Raw genomic sequence first — 20,269 nt, forward strand, 5'->3', positions numbered from 1 at the left:
CTTTACTCTTTTCTTCTTCTGTTTTTCACTTCAATATAAAATATATAGGGAAGAATCCCGAACCAACGATACCAAAAAGACGCTCTCGTTTGTTTTCTTTCTTCCCTGAGCCTTTTTCTTTCATCTTTTGGCTGGTCCGCATATTTAACAAGAGTTTGAGTCATATATTTCACGTAATCATTTGTTTTCATGGACACACCTGCCTTCATTCTTCACTAAAAGTATGTCCATATTTTAATTTTTCAAACAACTAGTACGCTTAATAAATTTCAGTCCACTTAATCATTTTTTTAGAAGTAATATCGAAAAAACCGCGTCCTACTACTGTTTCACCAGTATGCATTTTAAGAGTAAAGTTGATTTTCTGTATAGTTCCAATTGGAATGTCAGCTTGAAATCCCATGCTTCCTTTTAAATAGGTAAATGTACCTTTTGATGGGATTACACCTCCCAATAGCATGATTTCTTCAACTTTTTTAACCGAAGAATGAAAATAATACTCCTCCTGTAGAATTAGGTTAGTTTCATGAGCCAGCTTCCTTTCGGTTAACAATTGATCGACACGAAAAGAAAAGAGTGAAAGAAATAGGAGAAGCATTGCTAAAGTTAATGGGTACGTAAACCCTTGTTCGTTATTCTTCATACAATCGGAACCCATTGAATATAGGGATACACTACAACAGTGTATTCTTTCCCCCAAACATCTAATACGATTATTTTCACGGAGTTATTTATCCTGATAAAAGTGACGGAAGATACATTTTGTAGTAATATCTCGTGACCCAAAGAATTGACACGCCTTCTAATGTTACTCCCATATTTCTCGTAGTTAATCGTTTCATTATTATTCGTCAGCACCAGTCTCCCTGATACAACATCGGCTTTAGAGCTAATACGAATCTCTTTTTTGATCTGGCTGCAAAAAACATCCCATTCCATATCCTGAAGCCTTCCAGTTGAGTCATTATTATCTAAAATGATATGAAGAACAGGAAGCATGAAGAATGCAATGATCATAAAAATCGAAAAAGCAAAAAGCACTTCAAGGAGCGTAAAGGCTTTTTCATTCAGGTACTTTACAAATTTCCGTTCCTCGAAGTAAGGCAGTTTCATCAACCTTCACACACACCTCCTTTTCAATACCTGACAAATGATTCCAATAAATCTTATATTCAGTTCCATTATGAAAGATCGAGTAATTTGAGCTTGTTCTCACTTCTGTTAAATTTGCTTGGAGTTCTTCAAATAAAAACTGTTCTCCTTTTTTATCCCTTACTAGCTGTTGAGATTGGTTGGATAAATCTATTAATAATGGCATAAAAAACATGCCCATCATAAACCATGCAGAAAGCGATAATAGGAGATCAAGTAAAAAGAATCCATTACTCTTCCGTAACATAAAACCGTCCCTTTCCAATCAAAAGAATGAATCGATAATTGTTTTGTTGTGTCCGAATAAATAATGTACCGAATCTGTCTACATTTCCATTTGGGTTAAACTTAAAGACTAATTGAATCGATCCTTGAGTCACAGTAATCATTGGAGAATGATTTCTTTCAACTAGCTGTTTACTGCCTGTAGCGATTGTGTACATGTGCTCATGTTCATAGAAGATAACTTTTACTTCTATCTGATGAGCCATAGCATACTGCTGACCATAATATAAATCTGCTTTTAATTGGGAAATAAAGGCCTTATCAACAGTTGAATAATATTGAGGTTTTATGTTAAAGGCAGTTATAGAGGAGATAATTAGAAAGATGGAGAGAACAATCAAAGATTCAATTAATGTAAATCCCTTTTGACATTGGAGCATTACGTTGTAGGTACTGCCGATACTTTTCCTTCTGAATCAATTTGTATACTCTTTGTTCCATTCGGACAACCAGCATCTTCAATAAGATATCCATCTGTAATTAGATTTGCCATCGTTGGCACCTTATTATTTTCCATAATATAAGATTGTACCTGCGCTTGAACCATTTTCACAAATGCCTGACAGCCTTTGTTGTTAATGTTGGTATTATGCCTTGCTACATTTGGGATGGTTACAATTAATAAAACAGAGATAACCAGCATAACAATCATCATTTCAACAAGAGTAAAACCTTTTTCATTTTTCATCATCATTCATTCCTCCATTTTAATATTTTATCTTGTTTCGAATGGCCGTCCTTTTTCCTAAATTCCTTCTAATAGCTGGAACATTGGGAGTAAGATGGCTAAGTACATTGATACAACGAGAAACCCGATAAAGAGATATAGTATAGGCTGAATCGTTTTTAGGCATTTTTCTATTCTTTCCTCCATATTTAAAACACAATGCTGACTGAAAAAAAGTAACTCTTGCTCCAATTTTCCATTTTCTTGTCCATGTTTTATGATCATCGGGAATTCTCTTTCAAAGAATGAAAAGGAAGATAAGATAGACTCTAGTTTCTCACCAGTTAAAAGCTTCTCCTTAATTTCCAATCCCAGCTTGCTATAAAAAGGCTGTCTAGTATTCTTCTCAAATAATAGCAAGGCTTCTAACACGGAAATTCCACCCGCTAAAAGGAAGCTGAGTTGGACAGCAAAATAATGGGTAAATAATAATCGAAGGATTTTTCCTGCCACTGGTATTCTTACAAGCTGTGAACGCTGCTGCAGGATGGAGATTTTACTAAATACAAAAACATAATAAATGGCACCTATTGCCACCAATGATAGGAAGACCATCATTACGAATGGAAAATAAACTTTAAATGAGGAAAGTACTTTCATAAAGAAATTAGCTTCAAGCCTCATTGAGGCGAAGATGTCTGTAAATTTGGGCAGCAATGATTGTTGGACAAATACAAACAAAAAACTAGTAATAACAAAAAGCAAAGCTGGATACTGTAACAGTTTCAATAATTTTTTCCTATCTTTCTCTTTTACTATTGCCAAATTACTTCCTTCCAAGAGTGCTTCTGCGAAGCTGCCATGCTGTTCCGCAAAATAGACGTAACCAATTAAGTCTTTTTGAAATCCTAAATTACTTAGAACATCCTGAAAGGATATCCCATTTCTCAAATCGACTAAACATTGATACAGCTCCTCCTTTCGATTCTTAGGTAAATGCAAAGATATTGATTCAATTGCTTCTGCAATTGGGTAACCCCGTGCCAATAATTCTCCTATCCGTTTTAATAAGAGAGCCTGCTCATTAATCGGCCAATTATGTCGCTTCATGTTCATACACCAAGCGTTCATATTCAGATTCTTTAATATAACCTAAAGCTATCCCTTTCTTGATTACTTCCCTTACTGTCGTGTACCGTGAAATAATATTTTCACCTTTTGCTTCTTTCATGGCAGCATTAAGGTTTCTCCCTGATAGAAGTTCAAAAACACTTGCCCTCTTCCATCTTCCATATGAATAACAGAATGGTGAACACTCCCCTTGACAATAGGGACATGTTAATTCTACTAATCGCTGTGCAGTTACAGCAATTAAGGTTTGTTCTACTTCTAGCCAATTTACACCAAATTCACGGAGACGATAAACCGCACCCTTTGCATCTCTTGTATGCATGGTCGAAAGAACTAAATGCCCCGTCAATGCAGCTCGGACTGCAATCTTCGCTGTTTCCGCATCACGAATTTCCCCCACCATAATAATGTCTGGATCATGACGTAGAATGGCCTTTAAACCGGCCGCATAGGTCACACCTGCTTTTTCATTCACTTGTATTTGTAAAACAGAATCGTAGTTTTTTTCGATGGGGTCTTCAAGTGTGATAACATTTCGATGAAAAAGATGTGCGGTTTCATTTAAAAGGGAATATAAGGTGGTCGTTTTGCCAGATCCAGTCGGACCTGTAAATATTATAAGACCGTGCGCATGTTTTAGGAGAGCGAGTAGCTTTCTGGTCATACCAGGGAAAAGTGAGAGCTGATGAAAGGGAATCTGTTCTTGTTGGGGCAGAAGTCTAATAACAAGACTTTCTCGGTTATTAGAAGGAAGGGTTGATAGTCTAAGACCCATTAGTTTTCCGTCCACCTCACAAAAAATAGCACCGCTTTGAGGGCGTCGTCGTTCTCCTATGTCCATATTTGCTGTAAATTTAAAATGTGAAATTAATCTGTCGCATTCATCTTTTGGAAGTGATAACCGGGGGATGAGTTTGTTGGTTAAGCGGATTTGAATAAGTGTGTCTTTTTTCCTGGGAACAATGTGAATATCAGTTGCTTGATTTCGAGCTGCATCTGTAATAATTCTATTTGCTAGTATTTCGATTGCACTTACAATAAATAACACCACCTTTTTATTTTGTCTTTGCAATTATTCGACACCTTTCAAGCTTTTCCTTCATTAATCATCCTGTTTGAAAATATTTTTTACTTTTTTCACTACTAATTCTACCGAAAAATAACCCTTGACAAACAACGTGTATATACCTTGTTTAACTTTTGTATAAGCATTGGTCTCCAAGCACTCGGCAATTGTGAACATTTTCTAAACATATAGTGTTAACATTGTTAACCTCATTCCCATGTTTAAATAGCTGTATTATAATTGGATTAAATTATGGGGGTTCGAGGTGAACAGTGATGGAACAAACATTAAAGATAACAAATGTTTTATCAGATCCAACCAGGTACTACATTTACCAATACATTACAAAACGTCATCAAGAAGTGACAGTACAAGAGGTTGCAGAGAATTTTAATATCCATCCGAACGTTGCAAGATTACACTTATCTAAGCTTGAGGATGTTAACATGTTAGCATCTGAAACTAAAAAGACAGGTAAAGGCGGCAGACCAAGCAGGTTATACCGTTTATCAGATGATGTTATTCAATTGCACTTTCCGTTCCGGGATTACATGTTATTATCCAAAGTAGCCATTTCTACCATGCTGACATTGGGTGAAGCAGGTAAACAGGCACTATACTTAACTGGGAAGCGATTTGGTACAGAAGTTATTGAACAAGAACTAGCAAAAAAATCTTTTGGAGAAGAAATAGATTTTGATCAGAAATTAACAATACTCAAAAGTGCAGCCACTTTAGCTGGGTTCTATCCAGAATTTGAAGCAAATGGAGATCAAACAAAAATCTACTTCCAGATCTATAATTGTCCCTTCAAAGAAGTCGCAGAGGAGCATGAAAGTGTTTGTGCTATGCATCATGAGTTTCTAAAAGGAATGTTTGAAGCTTTATTTGAATCTGTAGAGTTAGTTGAGAAGGATAATATCATTGCTGGTTGTGAAACTTGCTCCTACCAGGCACTAGTTACAAACTAATTTGAAACTTTATTTACTTTTGAACTCCTTTTCTTTATAATATTGCATGATGGTACTGTAGGGGAAAAGGAGGGATACATATGGATCGCATGTTCAGAGTTTTGGGTTTCTGGACGGGTATATTTACCGTAATGTTCTATCTAGGAGATATGGATAAGACTGCAATGCTATTCCTAGCCCAAACTGGATTCTTTGTTTTGTTAAGCTATCTTAAACTTTCCGAACGTATGTATATGTATGTTTTCGGAGCATATTTAACCGTATTCTTCGCAGGCTTCACTTATTGGACAACATTTATGATGCCGCTTGGTGGAGTTGGAGGACATTAAGAAGTAATCAACACATAAAAAACACCGGAGTTCTTCTCCGGTGTTTTTTATTCTTCTTCTTCTTCTTCAAAATGATCCGTATTAATAATACCTTTCTGTTGAATGATCAAATGAAAAAAAGAACTTATTCCAGATGGCATAATTAAACTCCTTATTGCACGGTTTCGTTTGCTAACCTCTGAAAAAGGATTAGGGTCGTAATGGTTTTCTAATTCCTTTAAGATTCCTGCTTTTAATAAAAACTCATCCTGTCTTAACTTGGAATGAAATACTAACTCCGCTTGCTCACCCTTTTGAATAAACCAATCGAAATGAATGTGTGTTGTTATATCCATTTCTCCAGGATGCTCCAAAACATCATCAATCATCTGATGCTGATAATACCCTCTTAAACTTCCCTTCATTCTTGAAGGATGCTTCCAATCTTCTTTCGTATATCCATAATCAGCGGTCACTACCAGCCCCTTCGTTAATACCCTCGATATATCTAGAATCATGCCTTCCATTAACAAAGGCACTTCTATTCGCTGATTATCTTTTAGTTCCAGCATACTTTCCTCTAAAAAGGAATAAATGGCTGGATTGGTTAATAAAACCTTCTCTTCATATAAGGTTTCATTCTTTATTCCTACCATAACCTCGTATAATTGACCGTTCTCTTTCTCTATGACATGAACGGGCAGGGCATCAAATAATTCATTTGAAAAAACCATCCCTTTAAAACACCCTAGTTCATCTAGGTGGTTTACTTGGATTACGTTATGGTGAGAGGGGATCAATTCATTCTGTAATTTCAGATGATATGGACTGCTTTCTACAATCATATAATTGATTGGTGTTTTGATGGAATTCTCCCATTCCTGTAAAAATGCATGGGCAAAACGTCCATTGCCGGCCCCAATTTCACAGAAATTCGGTTCAAGATCATGCTTTTTATAAACACTTGCAAACCATTTCGCAACCATTCGGCCATAGATATCGAAAATATTACTTGTAGTAATAAAATCACCTTTACTGCCAATTTTCTGTTTATCTTTCATATAGTACCCATAATCAGGATGGTAGAGAACTGCTTCAATGTATTCTGCATAGGAAATTAAGTTCGTTGGTGAGCTTGAAATTAAACTCTTTAAGTAGGTAATCATAAAAGCTCCTTTATGTAGGTTTACATCATTGACATAGTGAAAACTTTATTATATTGTTATTCTAGTAGCTTAACGATATCCCCTCCCATTTTTAATATGAATAGAACGTCCCCCAGAAAAACCCTTCTCATTCGAGAAGGGTTTTTCTTTGTTTACAATGAACAATGAATTAAAACCCATTTAAAAATGGATTACTATCCATCTCTTCCCCAATCGTGGTTATTGGTCCATGTCCTGATAATACCGTTGTTTCTTCAGGTAAAAATAATAATTTTTCATGAATGCTCTTCATTAGAAGTTTATGATTACCACCTGGCAGGTCTGTTCTGCCAATGCTGCTCTTGAATAACGCGTCCCCTGATACAACAAATCCCTCTGACTCAAAGTAATACGACACACTTCCAGGAGAATGTCCTGGAGTCTCAAAGATAGAAAACGTGAAATTACCAATTGTTATCGTTTCTTCTTTTTTTAAGATGAAGTCTGCTTTTTTCATTTTCATTAACTCTTGCATTTGAAAAAACTTAGAACCATTTAATGCAGGATCTATCAGCCAATCTTCTTCCTCTTCATGTATATAAACCGGAATATTATAATAATCTCTTATCTCATCAACAGCGCCGATATGGTCGAAATGTGCATGTGTTAAAAAAATAGCAATTGGATTAAGCTCTCTTTTTGATAACCACTTTATTAGCTTTTTCCCTTCGCTCCCTGGATCAAAGATTAAACAGGATTTGTCAGGACTTTCAACGACGTAACAATTTGTTTGTAATACTCCCAACGGGATTTGTGACCATTTCATTTCTAACATACCTCCAACTATTTTACGTTACTATTATTTTACACTATGTAAGCTTCATTGCTAACCTTTTAGCCCTCGACAAATGATTAAAAAGAATATAAAATAAGAATCGAATGTATATAATATTCTTACATAACTCTTAGAAATGTGTTGGGCTAAGCCCAAGTATTATCTAATAAAGGGGGCTTTATTAATGGGAGTAGTTATTATTTTTGCTTTGGTAGCATTACTTGCTGCTTATGGTGCATTCACTGCCCTAAAAAATAAAAATTTATTAGGAGCATTTTTTGCAGTAGGTACATTGGCGGTTTTTGGCTGGTTTGCAATCATGACGCTTATTGAAAGTGGTTTCCCTACTGGTACACACTAAACAAAATTGAAAGACTGCCAACTGGCAGTCTTTTTATTTTTCTATAAGCTCCCTTAATTCTTTTGTTTCTAAATCAATGACTTTTTCAAAACGATTACCGTACAGTGCAAATTTGCCAGAAGGGGATAACAGAATTGGTTCATTCTTCAGGCCATTCAAAATAACGTTACGTTTGCCGTTATTAATATCATAGGAAACAAGCTCAAAACCTTCACGGTAAGCATCAGCCTCTGCACTTTTCACTGGTTTAAGGGTAAGAAACTCTCCTTTACTGACATTTAAATCATTGTAAGGGACCAACCAGCCGGAAAACATTGATAAATGAGGAATCGAAAAAGAATTTACTATCCTTTTGTCCTCATCATAAAAAGTATAAGTAGCCTGTAACTGTTCATCATCCTTAACCGTAACAGTCATTAAAATGTCATTGAAAGCTGCGAATTGAAGTACATCTGTAAATATTTCTTCCCCCGTCTCAGCACGTAAACTTTTCATCATGAGGGGAGCAAAAAGAGATGGTCCATCATCATTCCAATTCAGATAGGCAACTTCCTCATTTCCCAGCCATTTAACAAATGGTTGAGGAAGTGTTAGTTCAGTTGTCTCTCTTTGCTCAATGTCTAAAAGCAACATTTGAAATGTCCAATCTTCATTAAAAGATGAGATGAGTATCTGAGACTCATTAAATGGGTTCCATTCAAAAGCTAATTCATATGATGGTATAGCTTGTTTCAAGATTTCTGAGCCCTCTAGAGAGAGGATGGTAACTTGTCCTTCATACGTAGAAGGGGATGATTGAATAAGTATATTCTTTTTTGATGGGCTTGTCTGTAAAGTGACAATTGGGACTTCACTCTTATAAAGTAATTCACTACTGCCTGTTAAAAGATTATAAAGATAAACAGACGATGATTGTTCAAGATTGGTAATATAAAGTATTTGATGGTCGGAATACCAGCCGCCAACTTTGTAAAATTCACCTTCTGGAATTTCAATGGGGAGTTTCCATGTATCTTCAGGTTGTGCTGGCGGGACATTTTCCTTGTCAGTATCTTTAGAAGGGCTGGGTTCGGCATCTTGTTGATGTGCGCACGCACTAAAAAAAGAGGCAAAAACGAGCAAAAATATAATTTGAAAAATAAATTTTATTAGTAAAGTACATTTGCTAAAGCTCATTTTCCCCCTCCCTCCAATTTCTTCACATTAATTAGTACGTTTATTTTACAGAAATGTTTCAATAATTACAGCACATTCTAGAAATAAGAAAAAAGTCGCATACTTACGACTTTTTCTTATCAATAAAGACCAACACAATAATTTATTTTAATGTCATTGAAATCATTTTACAAGCCGTAAAGGGGGGTTATTTACAAATAAAGTGACGCTAGAAATATTCCCTCAACTCTTTTGAGAATGTCATGAATTTGTGATAAAGGCAGCGGATTTATGCCCCTTCCCAATTCAAGTGTGAAACCAGGGCGTTTATATTCTTGAATATACCAATCTTTAAATCCAGCATGACTATCAACATTTTGTATTGCCTTGTATCCACTCACCCGTTCAAATTCTCTTGCTAAGAATTCAGATTCAGGTGGCTCAAATCCTTCATATCCCCAATAAAACTCCTCTCCTTGAGTATGAAAGGCAAGAATACGATCAAATTGATTGTTCTTTATTAAATCAGCCATTGCTTTTGCTTCTGGTTCTGATAAAGAAGAGCTTCCTGGATAATCTCTAGGTGCAGGCGACTTTGGTGCCTTCCTTTCCTGCTCAATCTCCCAATTAGCTGGAAACTGATTATTTAAATCTACCCCTCTTATATTTGCTTTCCAATGGACAAATTCACCACTACCTTCATTTATCTTCAATACCTCTTGACGACTGCCTGTTGGCGGTCCATTCAATACGAGATCCACCCCATCCGGATTTACCATTGGAACAATGGAGAGTTCTGTTTCATTATATAAATTTATCGTATTAATGCCTGCTAATTGGCTTCGATTCGTTAAAGAAACAAGGTATTGATTAACAAGGCTCATTAAAATCATGGATGTAATCCATTCATTCGCATGAAAAGAAGCATTCATATGAACTTTTTTTAAACCCTTTCCAATCCTTATTTCTTGAATATGATTACCTAGAACACTAGTGCCAATTCTATCTACATTTATAAATGGATAAAACTTTTTTAACGCTTTGATCTGCTTCGTTAAAATTTTCGAACCATAAGGCAGTTTCAAACTAACATGTTGTTGTGAAATACGCTCAGGCAAATATAGGGTTTCACCGGGTACTACTTGATTTGGATTTTGCATTTGATTTAGTATCATTATGGCATCAATGGATAAATTTTTTGCCTTACTAATTTTCCATAATGTATCCTCTTCTTTTATGGTGTATGGAACAGAAACATAGCCTGGTATCATTATTTTCGTGCCAGTTTTCAAATTAGATGGATTTACCTTCTCGTTTGAATCGATAATAAGTTCTAGTGGAACCATGAATAATCGGCCATAATACGCATAGGAGTCACCTTCCCGGACTCTAACCTCCATATTTCTTCCTCCTTCCATCATAAAAATGATATGACAAAAGGTGGTAGAAAATGAGCATAATAAAAACCTGCATTTGGATGCAGGTTTTTAGGATATTTTCTTATAAGTTTAGTTTATTTTTTATCAGCCATGCTGCACCAATTGCTCCAGCGTCATTTCCTAGTGTGGCAAGCGAAAGATTTGTAGAATCCCTAGCCGCCGAAAAAGTAAACTTAGAAAAATTTGCTTTCACCGTGTCCAATAAAATATCACCGGCACGCGAAACTCCACCACCCAGAACAATCATTTCGGGATTCAGTGTATTAGCAATATTCGCTAGAGCAAATCCTAAATGAAAACTGACTTCATGGAGGACTTTATTTGCAAGTTCATCACCATTACGAGCACTATCAAAAACATCCTTTGCTGTAACTTTTCCATTTTCCACAAGGAGTGCAGCAAGCTCTCCCTTTGATTCGGAATTCGATAGCTCATTCTCTGCTAAGCGTACAATGCCAGTTGCAGATGCAATGGTTTCGAGACAGCCAGACTTTCCGCAATTACAAGGTGCACCGCCAAAAGGTATTGACGCTATATGACCAATTTCCCCAGCGGCACCGTTAACACCTCGAACAATATTACCATTAGCAATAACTCCACCGCCTACACCCGTTCCAAGTGTCACGCATACTAGATTACTTGCGCCCTTACCTGCGCCATTCCACATTTCGCCTAATGCAGCACAGTTAGCGTCGTTTTCAATAGCAACTGGTAAGCCCGTTAAAGAATGCAAGCTCTCTTGTAAAGGAAAGTTATCTTTCCACCCTAGATTAACAACATTTAAGACAACACCAGTCTCATAATCTATCGGTCCTGGTGCCCCCATACCAATTCCAATTAATTTAGTTTTCTGCTCTTTCAATTCTTCTAGCTTTTGATTGATTGCAATAGAAATATTCGCGGTAATATTTTGACCTTCGTTTGAATTATCCGTTGGAATCTCCCATTTATTCTGGATTTCTCCGTTCAAATTTATAAAAGCTAATTTGGTTGTTGTCCCTCCAAGGTCAACTCCAACTATCCATTGTTCTGACACTGTAATCACCTATCTTTTTCTTCTTTTTCTTTTAAGAATCTTATTTCATGCCTTAAAATTAACAATGCAGTCGAGTATTCTTTGGGTTCTATTAGCTGGGCTTGATATAAGTCTTTTAATTCTGACTCCATCAATTCAAGGTCAGCTATTCGGTCACCAATATAAATAATCGTTCCATATTGCTTTAATAATTGTTGAATATCATAGATTGACTTCATTTTATTTAGCCCTCTTACTTAAAGAATAAGAAACATTACATGTAAAGTATACCTTAAGCCCCTGCTGCTCTCAAGACGTTCTTAAGAAAGCAACTCTAACCATATAAAATTCTTGCATGTCCAACAAGTTGTTCCCATAACCTTTACTATAACTACTATACTCCATTAATAGTAAAAGAAGGTTGGGATTAGATGATAAGAATCTATTTAGTACTAGGAATATCAATTACCCTTATTCTAGCTATTGGTATATATCAGCATGCCAATCCGAAGGTACAGGAAAGTATTACGTACTTCCCTATTGACCCAAATGTAACCTTCAAAACGGCAGAGACTACACTAGCGATGACCGATCAACAATCCCATAATATCCTCTGGAAAGAACATTCCACTCTTGACCGGAAAGCCTACTTAAGACAGGATGCTGCCCTATTATATGCCAATGGCCGCCTATTAGATGAAATGTGGAAATGGAAACAAAATACAGCAGAGATTGAACAGGAAAAAAGAATGAAGATTGATAATAGTTCACTTTTACAAGCAATTACTTTTCACCATGCGGAGCTTCATGATAAGGAGGATCAAATTTCCAGCTCACATGCCATGTCATCTGATCAAATTTACTTTATTACCCCTGCCGCAGATGAAGAAAAAATCAAGAAACAACTGGACCAACAAACCGAGAGAATGCTCCAGCTAAGCTGGAACAAAGCACTGCGCCATTTTGCAATTAATTTAAAAAATTACCAGGCTTACCCCCTCAGCCAATTCAATGAACTGGCAAAGAATGTATTGCCTGGTTTTACAAAATCACAGACCGATGCAATTGTAGGTAATCTTTGGGAAGGCTTATATAAAAACTATATACTAGGTATAAAAAAAGCGGACGGAACTAGTGAAAATCCCAGAGGCAGTACACTTCCGCTAATTTTAATTGCAACGGATAAGACTCATATTTTAGTGTTAATCGAAACTGCTTCGGGTGAGCCTATTGTCCTCCGTCAGATGATGGGAGCAGTCGATTAAGTTCTTGAACCAAATCAGCGTATTCTTGTTGACTTGGTCTTATTTCCACTGCCTTTTCAGCATTTTCCATTGCATTCAATACGTCATTTTCCTCTAGATAAATTAATGCAAGATTGTAGTATGCTTCCGGTAAGTCCGGATCCAGTTCAATCACTTTATGAAGATGTGATTTCGCTTCCTTTAGCTCGCCAAGCTTGATTTCAATAAACGATAACGCAAAATATACCTCCGCAGATGGTTGATTGGATTCTGCATATTTCGTTAAAACGCCATATGCTTGTTCATAATTTTCCTGTTTTATATATTCTTGCGCTAACATCATTGTGGAACTTTCATTTCCACCTGTCTTGGAATGTTCAAAGCCATACAATAGCGAGCCGTAAATAATACCTGCAGATACCAACAAAAATAGCACCTGCAAAAATGGCTTTTTCTTTTTAGGGAAATGCACAATCCCTGCTGCAAGAAAACCACCGGCCAATCCGCCTAAATGTCCAGCATTATCTACAATTGAGACGGTAAAACCAAATATTAAATTAAAGACAAGAACCGTTATAACACTTGGTCCCATTGTTCGAAAAAAAAGTTTCGGATATATGAGAGCGAAATAAAGCAATGCTCCAAAACAACCAAAGATTGCTCCACTAGCTCCTGCAGAAATATTTGGGCTAAAGATAAAACTGGCAATAACTCCTGATATACCCGCAAATAGATAAATAAGTAGAAATCGTAAATTCCCAAAGATTCTTTCCACAGCAGGACCTAAAAAATACAGTGCCAAGGTGTTCATGGCCAAATGTAAAAAACCTATATGCAGGAAAATGGGTGTAATGAATCTCCACCATTCTCCGTCATAAATATATGGATTAAATTTTGCCCCGAATTTAATTAGTGTAGATGTATTAGTACTTCCCCCTTGTAGCTCTAACAATAAAAAAACAGCCACCTGGATAGTCATAAAAAAGTATGTAAAAAATGGCTTCCCATTCGTAAATATTTCTTTCTCTTTCCTTGCTGATTGTATCGCAAAGTCTAATGTTGCTTTCTTTTGAGCATTAACATCTTGCTCAGAATACTCTTCATGAACGGGGAAGGAGACTTCGCTTTCAATCCTGGTTGATAAAGTTTTAAATCCTTCCTCATATTGATCACGGGTTATTAGTACAGAACTAACACTAGTTTTATTACTTTGAGGGAAAATAAATGGACGTACCAGCCGAAATTCGTACTCATCAACAGGTGGATACTGACTAATATAGACATTTAAAATCGAAAGCTCTCCACGACCAAGCTGTTTTCGAACCTTTTCACCATTTGAGGCGGTAAATTCTATATCTCTTTGCATGGTATTGCTCCAGTCTAAATCCTGTCGTAATAACCGAATGATTGGGGCTTTTTTATTTTCCAGTCTTTCCAGCCATAATTCTTTTTGATTATCAAATAATTGAACGATTCGGTAGCCTTGTTCTGAAACGAAAAAATAAGCTAATCTCCAAAAGAGGTAATCTTCTTTATTGTTCAATACGCCCACTACTTTCTATTAGGACTATTTTTGTAACATTGTTTACCGTTTATTTCATTATAAACGAAAAACTCGCCTAATAATGACAAAAACAGGTTAATAAGGACCGCATTTTTTCAATAAAAAAACCATCTGTGGTTTTCACCATTCAGATGGTCTTTCAGTTGGTCCTCCAAAAACGGTCTGCATCATTTTGTTTTTCACACCTGGAAAGCTCATGATGGAGCCTACGGCAAGTCGACGCATCCAGCCAGACCTTAGCATTACGTTAATGATTCGATACCTAAAGCGGAATGCAACATAGCCGATTGACCCAATCATAAATATGGATGTCAACATACGAGACATTATTCATCCCTCCTACCCATATTGTGTGAGCAGGAGTCTATTTTTATCCAACTCTTTTTAGTATTTACTTAAAACAGGATCCATTGTTTCCTTTAGTACCTTCACGGAGTTTGAGAATTTTTCCTTCTCTTTCTTATTTAGGTCAAGTTCTACGACCTCTCTGATACCACCGCGATTTACCACGGCAGGGACGCCAATATAGACGTCTTTATGACCGTATTCCCCATCTAAATAAGCAGAAACAGTTAATACTGAATTCTCATTACGTAAAATCGCTTTTGTTAATCGAACAAGTCCCATCGCAATTCCATAATAGGTCGCACCTTTTCGTTCAATAATATGATACGCTGCATCTCGTACATTGATAAATATATTGTCAAGGTCCTCTTGGTTCGTTTCATGCTTACTTGTCCATTCAGATATTTTCATTCCAGCAATATCTGCGTGGCTCCATACTGGAAGTTCAGTGTCTCCATGTTCCCCAATAATGTAGGCATGAACATTACGTGTATCCACATCATAATATTGTCCCAATAAAAAGCGGAATCGAGCAGTATCTAAAATTGTACCCGAACCAATTACACGTTCCTTTGGAAGCCCAGAAAACTTCCATACTGCATAGGTTAAAATATCAACCGGATTCGTTGCAACTAGAAAAATACCATCAAAACCACTTGCCATTATTTGTTCAACAATCCCTTTAAAAATATTAGTGTTCTTCTCTACAAGGTCAAGACGAGTTTCGCCTGGCTTTTGGTTAGCGCCAGCCGTGATCACAACAAGGTCAGCTTGATCACAATCCGCATAGCTTCCATACCAAATTTTGGTTCGTGATGGTGCAAATGGCAAACCATGATTTAAATCCATCGCATCCCCTTCAGCTTTGGCCTCGTTTAAATCAACTAGCACAAGTTCTTCAGTTATTCCTTGATTTAAGAGCGCAAAAGCATAGCTTGAACCGACAAAACCAGTTCCAACAAGGACAACTCTATTTACTTTTACCATGATATTCCTCCTCTGGGCATAGTGGATATATTAATATATTCATTACTCTATTATTGTATATTAGTTCACAAGTATTTATCAGTTTTAATCGGTGAGAAATCGTACCTTAAAACTATATTGTTACAAAATAAATAACAATCATTGCTAATAGCGCAGCAATAGAACCTGACAAAAAATTCACCATATCATTATCCACTAAATGATACCCTTTTATTCTTTTGGCTGCCGTTTGGCAATGCACTTTTTTCTCTGTTTCAATTCCACATTTATTGCATATGTAAACCTGTTGATAATAAGCGCCAAATAATGTATCGATGACATTACCTAAAAAGCCGAACAAGAAAATGATAAAGACGTGGAATAGTTGCAGATCAAAAAGCCAAGCACCTGCAAAAGCTATTAGCATAGAACCAAAAATGGCAGCTGTAGTCCCTAATAAACTGACAGCTCCTGATGTCCCTTTTTCAATTGGCTTAAACGTACGTATGTATAAGGGTTTCCTTTTACTTAAGGTGCCGATTTCTGATGCCCAGGTATCAGAATTTGAACTAGCAAGACAAACGATAAAACCAATCAGCCAAACCAAATCCTGTTGAAAATAATATATAATGCTGATTAACGCAGCAGAACCACCATTTGCTGCCACTTGACCCCAGTCTCTAGTTGCTCCCTTAGCTAATTTTTCTTCAATATCTTTCTTGGCTGAGCTTTTATATTTGGACCATAGGCTGGATGTGATAAAAAATAATCCAAGAAGGAGAAGTCCTTTTATTCCAAATCCAAAATAGACAGCTGCCCCTACTATTACAGCAGCAATGGCGCCATTACTGCTTAATGATCGTTCTAAATAACCTGCAATGCCGCCTAAAATAATGATTGTACTAATAACTATAGTTTGAATCATTTTATTTTTATTACCTCATCATTTGTGATTATCTTTGAAACCGGAATATCGTGCTTTTCTATAGGGAATTGGGGAATGACTTGGAGATTAAAGGCAAGAGAAATAGTTTTTTCGTTATATTTCGTTAAATAACGATCATAGTACCCTCCGCCAAAACCAAGACGGTATCCCTGTCTTGTATACGCTAAACCAGGTACAAATAAAAGCTCGATATCCTCAGGCTTTACCTCTATCGTCTGTTCTATAATGGGCTCAAGTAATCCATAAAAAACGGATTCAAGTTGTGAAAATTCCGTTATTTTTCGAAAGGACAAAGTCTTTGTCTTCGGATTGCATTTCGGTGCGGCAACCACTTTTCCTTCCTCCCACGCCTTTTGTATAATTTGGTATGTATCGACTTCAGGTTCCTTCGAGATTGTAATTCCGATGACGTTCGCTTTTTGCCAATCCTCATCTTTATATAGGGTGTTAGCAATTATATAGGAATAATGTTCATAATTAGGTTTAGAAAGAAGCGCTAGACTCCCTTTCATTTCTTTACGTATAAGGTTTTTTTCGGACAAGTGCATCGTCATCTCCTTATTTTTTTACAACAAAAAAAGCAGCAGGAAGCCCTACTGCTTATTTTGTTTCACGGTGTGCTGTTGTACGCTTTTCTCTTGGGCAATACTTCTTAAGCTCAAGACGATCTGGGTTGTTACGTTTATTTTTTGTTGAAATATAGTTACGATCTCCACACTCAGTGCAAGCTAACGTAATATTTACACGCATGTCAATTTCCCTCCAAACGATTAAGCTAGTTCGTTCATACGACTTTTCTATAATATCATTTTTCAAAAGGAAATGCTAGTGTGTTTTTTAAAAGCTTATTTTACTATCCAGAATTTCGTTAACCTAGATATTATTTCTGCTTAAACTATCTTGTCTTTTCACTCATATTGGCCCTTTGATGTAACAGAGTATCTTCCATTACGTTAACGGTTTGGGAAGCAATTCGCTTCCATCCATATAAACTCTTAACAATCTTCATTCCTTTTAAACCAATCTCTTCTGCTGTTTGAGGATTCTGTAATAAAAATTCAATATTCTTCAGTAGGCTTTCTGCATCACCTGGAACCACGAGCAAGCCCGTTTGCCGATCCATCACAATCCCTTTTAGCCCTCCTGTTTCTGAAACAATGGTGGGTTTACCAAGAATCATAGCTTCTAGAGCCACAATGCCAAAGGGCTCATATAAACTAGGGAAGACAGCTATTTCACTATTCATTAATAGCGCATTTCTTTCCTCATCCGTAACATAGCCAATAAAAGCCACATAATGATCTAATTGTTTTTCTGTTACCATCTTCCGATATCTTTCCAGCATTGGCCCTTTACCCGCAATAACAAAATAAATTTCCTGTCCCTGTTCCTTTGCTGCCTGTGCCGCCTCAATTAACGTCTCAAACCCTTTTTCCTTTACGATTCGGCCGACTGAAAAAATGTATCTTTTATTCTTAATAAATGGATTAATCTTATTTGAATCTACTTTACTATTACAGGGTTCGATACCGTTTGGAATAATGGTTATTTTTTTGTCTGAGAGATGGAAGTTTGCTAAAAGTTCTTCTCTCATATAGTTACTGCACACAATGACTTGATCTGATTCTGTCATGAGCTGAAGTTCTTTTTCATGGATAAACCGCTGCATCTCTGTATAAATTCCATTATTCCGGCCATGTTCAGTCGCATGAATCGTAGATAATAATGGAATCGATAGCACTTCTTTTAACGCAATTCCAGCCGTTCCTACCAGCCAATCATGAGCATGGACGATATCAAACTTTATATTTTCTGCTATTTTTTCACCTTTGAAACTCATAGCTAGATTCAAACCAGCAATCCAAGATAGAAAATGGTCGTCTTGGTTGTTGAGTGGCGTCACACGATGGACATGAACGCCACTCATGATTTCGTGAGCCGCGAGACTGGCATTGCCTGCTGTTACCACATGGACCTCGTGGCCTTGCTCAGCTAAATGTACAGAAAGACCATTAACGTGCCTTGAAAGCCCGCCTACAACGTTTGGCGGGTATTCCCATGTCAGGATTAGAATTTTTAATCGCCAATCATAGGAATGTTTTTGGGCCATTTCGTTTATTAATTTATCATTCATTATTCTGCCCCACATTTTTTGCTTCCCCGTAATAACTGTACGTACTTACATAATCAATCCATTTTGGGGAGTATTGATCAATTTGTTGATTGTGTACTAAATTATTATAAATTTCACTTCCATTTACATTTCCTAATGGGGGGGTTTGAACAGAATATGAGCGCAGGATTGGAAAAAAGTCATTATCATTAAATTTAACACCTAATTCGGCTACATAACTCCTATTTGCTGTAAGGCCTTTGATAAACCAATGTCCCTTATGATAGGGTACCGCGATATCATAGTAATGATGTGCATTTTCTCCTGTGAAAATGATATCTGTTACATCATATAGTCTAATGATGTAGACCAATTCCTCATACTTCCTGTTATAAAATAAAGTAATAACTTTCTCAGGAATCTTCGATGCTTCCCAATAAACGATAACTTTTCTTGGGGTAACCAGTTTCACTTGAAGTTCACCTTTAATTGGAGAATATTCCATCGAAGACTGTTCTAAAACGTCATCTTCCTTCTTAGATATCTCTTCAACAGTATCATCTACTATATGATTTTCCTGAGTATTTATATATTTATTCCATCGGTATTGGACTCTTCCAACCGTAGTGTTGAGTTGTGAGGCGATTTTTCGGAATGATAAACCATCCTCTCTTAGTTTAATAATTTCTTCAATCATTGTTCTCCTCCATTCTGCAAACACATACATATGCAAAAGTAATCTAAATATTCTTTCATAGATAAACTTAATGGTACCACCGGTAAGCGAACTGTACAATAAACGTATTTTGTCGTATTTTGCTTCTGCATAAAGTGACAATTTTCTTAGCATAAAAAAAAGATGAGACATCATTTAGAGGTCTCATCTTAGGTGGATTATTATTACTCATTTAGGTTGAATTTTTTCCCAGTTACAAGATAGATTACATTCTCAGCAATGTTCGTTGAATGATCAGCAATTCTTTCGATAAATCTGCATACAAAAGATAGTTGAATAATCTGGTTTGTTGCATTCGGGTTTTCTGGGACCATGCTAATTAGTTCATGAACTAATTTACCAAACATATTATCCACTTCATCATCCTTCTCAGCACAATTCTGTGCAAGCATAACATCTTCATCAATATATGCTTTAATTGACATTGTGACCATTTCAAGTGCTTGATCCATCATCTTTGGAATATCACGAATTTCTTTAAAGTGCTTTTCATTACCAATATGAATGGCTGCTTTTGCTATATTTACCGCCATATCGGCCATACGTTCTACTTCCGATGAAACCTTTAAAGCCACATTGAGTGTTCTCAAATCTTTTGCGACGGGTGATTCTCTTGCAATCAAAAGCAAAACGGTATCATGAATTTCATGTTCTAAGGTGTCTATTTTATCATCACCATCAATGACTGCATTAGCTAATTCAATATCATGGTTAATTAGGGCACTTAGTGAATCACGAACAGCAGTCTCCGCTAAACGTTCCATTTCTAAAAGTTTCTCTTTTAAAGCCGTTAATTTACTATCAAATTTCGATCTTGTACTCATC

Annotated in this window: 27 protein-coding genes; 4 read left to right on the forward strand and 23 right to left on the reverse strand. The window is 36.4% G+C overall.

All coding sequences use genetic code 11. The features are described 5' to 3' along the window. Positions 1-2: 2 nt before the first annotated feature. The 8 genes from BANA01_RS01250 to comGA form a co-directional block, all read right to left on the reverse strand. Positions 3-191, reverse strand: coding sequence for a YqzE family protein (locus BANA01_RS01250; RefSeq protein WP_063251304.1), 189 nt, complete (start codon positions 189-191; stop codon positions 3-5). A 68-nt stretch (positions 192-259) separates the two neighbouring features. Then, positions 260-643 (reverse strand): competence type IV pilus minor pilin ComGG, encoded by a 384-nt coding sequence (gene comGG, locus BANA01_RS01255; RefSeq protein WP_063251305.1) that lies wholly within the window; start codon positions 641-643, stop codon positions 260-262. After that, on the reverse strand, positions 640-1,113 hold the full coding sequence (comGF, locus tag BANA01_RS01260) for a competence type IV pilus minor pilin ComGF (RefSeq protein ID WP_235847037.1): 474 nt from the start codon (positions 1,111-1,113) through the stop codon (positions 640-642). The genes comGG and comGF overlap by 4 nt, the downstream gene beginning before the upstream one ends. Beyond that, positions 1,064-1,399 (reverse strand): hypothetical protein, encoded by a 336-nt coding sequence (locus BANA01_RS01265; RefSeq protein ID WP_063251306.1) that lies wholly within the window; start codon positions 1,397-1,399, stop codon positions 1,064-1,066. The genes comGF and BANA01_RS01265 overlap by 50 nt, the downstream gene beginning before the upstream one ends. Further along, positions 1,383-1,817, reverse strand: a complete 435-nt coding sequence (gene comGD, locus BANA01_RS01270) for a competence type IV pilus minor pilin ComGD (protein WP_063251307.1) — start codon at positions 1,815-1,817, stop codon at positions 1,383-1,385. The genes BANA01_RS01265 and comGD overlap by 17 nt, the downstream gene beginning before the upstream one ends. Then, on the reverse strand, positions 1,817-2,125 hold the full coding sequence (comGC, locus tag BANA01_RS01275) for a competence type IV pilus major pilin ComGC (protein ID WP_063251407.1): 309 nt from the start codon (positions 2,123-2,125) through the stop codon (positions 1,817-1,819). Before comGC ends, comGD begins: the two co-directional genes overlap by 1 nt. A 57-nt stretch (positions 2,126-2,182) precedes the next feature. Next, entirely contained in the window at positions 2,183-3,214 is a 1,032-nt protein-coding gene (gene comGB / locus BANA01_RS01280; protein WP_063251308.1) for a competence type IV pilus assembly protein ComGB, read from the reverse strand. Further along, complete coding sequence (gene comGA, locus BANA01_RS01285) at positions 3,201-4,307, reverse strand: competence type IV pilus ATPase ComGA (RefSeq protein WP_305802696.1); 1,107 nt, start codon at positions 4,305-4,307, stop codon at positions 3,201-3,203. Before comGA ends, comGB begins: the two co-directional genes overlap by 14 nt. A 269-nt stretch (positions 4,308-4,576) precedes the next feature. Between comGA and BANA01_RS01290 the strand changes: the two genes are divergently transcribed. Both BANA01_RS01290 and BANA01_RS01295 read left to right on the forward strand, forming a co-directional pair. After that, positions 4,577-5,272 (forward strand): helix-turn-helix transcriptional regulator, encoded by a 696-nt coding sequence (locus BANA01_RS01290; protein ID WP_063251309.1) that lies wholly within the window; start codon positions 4,577-4,579, stop codon positions 5,270-5,272. Between the two features lie 80 nt (positions 5,273-5,352). Further along, on the forward strand, positions 5,353-5,601 hold the full coding sequence (locus BANA01_RS01295) for a DUF2626 domain-containing protein (RefSeq protein ID WP_063251310.1): 249 nt from the start codon (positions 5,353-5,355) through the stop codon (positions 5,599-5,601). Between the two features lie 47 nt (positions 5,602-5,648). Here the strand turns inward: BANA01_RS01295 and BANA01_RS01300 are convergent, their stop codons facing one another. Then, a complete protein-coding gene (locus BANA01_RS01300) occupies positions 5,649-6,746 on the reverse strand; it encodes a class I SAM-dependent methyltransferase (protein WP_063251311.1) in 1,098 nt (365 codons plus the stop codon). Between the two features lie 169 nt (positions 6,747-6,915). Then, a complete protein-coding gene (locus BANA01_RS01305) occupies positions 6,916-7,551 on the reverse strand; it encodes an MBL fold metallo-hydrolase (protein WP_063251312.1) in 636 nt (211 codons plus the stop codon). A gap of 193 nt (positions 7,552-7,744) precedes the next feature. On the opposite strand from BANA01_RS01305, the gene BANA01_RS28935 reads away from it, so the two are divergent. Continuing rightward, positions 7,745-7,921: a DUF2759 domain-containing protein gene (locus BANA01_RS28935; protein ID WP_082799349.1), complete on the forward strand. Its 177-nt coding sequence runs from the start codon at positions 7,745-7,747 to the stop codon at positions 7,919-7,921. A gap of 33 nt (positions 7,922-7,954) precedes the next feature. Here the strand turns inward: BANA01_RS28935 and BANA01_RS01310 are convergent, their stop codons facing one another. The 4 genes from BANA01_RS01310 to BANA01_RS01325 all read right to left on the reverse strand — a co-directional run bounded on the left by BANA01_RS01310 (position 7,955) and on the right by BANA01_RS01325 (position 11,769). Further along, the gene (locus BANA01_RS01310; protein WP_063251313.1) at positions 7,955-9,097 is read right to left on the reverse strand and encodes a YqgU-like beta propeller domain-containing protein; all 1,143 of its coding nucleotides are present in this window, start codon (positions 9,095-9,097) and stop codon (positions 7,955-7,957) included. A 191-nt stretch (positions 9,098-9,288) separates the two neighbouring features. Beyond that, positions 9,289-10,476: a M14 family metallopeptidase gene (locus BANA01_RS01315; RefSeq protein WP_063251314.1), complete on the reverse strand. Its 1,188-nt coding sequence runs from the start codon at positions 10,474-10,476 to the stop codon at positions 9,289-9,291. Between the two features lie 100 nt (positions 10,477-10,576). After that, positions 10,577-11,551, reverse strand: a complete 975-nt coding sequence (locus tag BANA01_RS01320) for an ROK family glucokinase (protein ID WP_063251409.1) — start codon at positions 11,549-11,551, stop codon at positions 10,577-10,579. A 5-nt stretch (positions 11,552-11,556) separates the two neighbouring features. Then, positions 11,557-11,769, reverse strand: coding sequence for a YqgQ family protein (locus tag BANA01_RS01325; protein WP_063251315.1), 213 nt, complete (start codon positions 11,767-11,769; stop codon positions 11,557-11,559). Between the two features lie 192 nt (positions 11,770-11,961). Between BANA01_RS01325 and BANA01_RS01330 the strand changes: the two genes are divergently transcribed. After that, the gene (locus BANA01_RS01330; RefSeq protein WP_063251316.1) at positions 11,962-12,795 is read left to right on the forward strand and encodes a hypothetical protein; all 834 of its coding nucleotides are present in this window, start codon (positions 11,962-11,964) and stop codon (positions 12,793-12,795) included. Here BANA01_RS01330 and BANA01_RS01335 read toward each other — a convergent pair. From BANA01_RS01335 to phoU, 9 genes are all read right to left on the reverse strand, one after another. After that, the gene (locus BANA01_RS01335; RefSeq protein WP_369689636.1) at positions 12,758-14,326 is read right to left on the reverse strand and encodes a rhomboid family intramembrane serine protease; all 1,569 of its coding nucleotides are present in this window, start codon (positions 14,324-14,326) and stop codon (positions 12,758-12,760) included. The genes BANA01_RS01330 and BANA01_RS01335 overlap by 38 nt on opposite strands. Before the next feature lie 132 nt (positions 14,327-14,458). Beyond that, positions 14,459-14,665, reverse strand: a complete 207-nt coding sequence (locus BANA01_RS01340; protein WP_063251318.1) for a hypothetical protein — start codon at positions 14,663-14,665, stop codon at positions 14,459-14,461. Between the two features lie 57 nt (positions 14,666-14,722). Continuing rightward, positions 14,723-15,673, reverse strand: a complete 951-nt coding sequence (locus tag BANA01_RS01345; protein ID WP_157411695.1) for an L-lactate dehydrogenase — start codon at positions 15,671-15,673, stop codon at positions 14,723-14,725. Positions 15,674-15,782: 109 nt separating this feature from the next. Next, the gene (locus tag BANA01_RS01350) at positions 15,783-16,574 is read right to left on the reverse strand and encodes a DUF92 domain-containing protein (RefSeq protein ID WP_063251320.1); all 792 of its coding nucleotides are present in this window, start codon (positions 16,572-16,574) and stop codon (positions 15,783-15,785) included. After that, entirely contained in the window at positions 16,571-17,143 is a 573-nt protein-coding gene (locus BANA01_RS01355; protein WP_063251321.1) for a 5-formyltetrahydrofolate cyclo-ligase, read from the reverse strand. Before BANA01_RS01355 ends, BANA01_RS01350 begins: the two co-directional genes overlap by 4 nt. A 52-nt stretch (positions 17,144-17,195) precedes the next feature. Beyond that, a complete protein-coding gene (gene rpmG / locus BANA01_RS01360) occupies positions 17,196-17,345 on the reverse strand; it encodes a 50S ribosomal protein L33 (protein ID WP_015594975.1) in 150 nt (49 codons plus the stop codon). Positions 17,346-17,490: 145 nt separating this feature from the next. Then, positions 17,491-18,729, reverse strand: coding sequence for a glycosyltransferase family 4 protein (locus BANA01_RS01365; protein ID WP_063251322.1), 1,239 nt, complete (start codon positions 18,727-18,729; stop codon positions 17,491-17,493). Then, positions 18,722-19,558, reverse strand: coding sequence for a DUF4912 domain-containing protein (locus tag BANA01_RS01370; protein ID WP_218008369.1), 837 nt, complete (start codon positions 19,556-19,558; stop codon positions 18,722-18,724). The genes BANA01_RS01365 and BANA01_RS01370 overlap by 8 nt, the downstream gene beginning before the upstream one ends. A gap of 50 nt (positions 19,559-19,608) precedes the next feature. Further along, positions 19,609-20,268 (reverse strand): phosphate signaling complex protein PhoU, encoded by a 660-nt coding sequence (gene phoU, locus BANA01_RS01375; RefSeq protein WP_063251324.1) that lies wholly within the window; start codon positions 20,266-20,268, stop codon positions 19,609-19,611. Position 20,269 lies beyond the last annotated feature (1 nt).

It is taken from the genome of Neobacillus niacini NBRC 15566, assembly GCF_001591505.1.
Taxonomy (GTDB): domain Bacteria; phylum Bacillota; class Bacilli; order Bacillales; family Cytobacillaceae; genus Neobacillus; species Neobacillus niacini.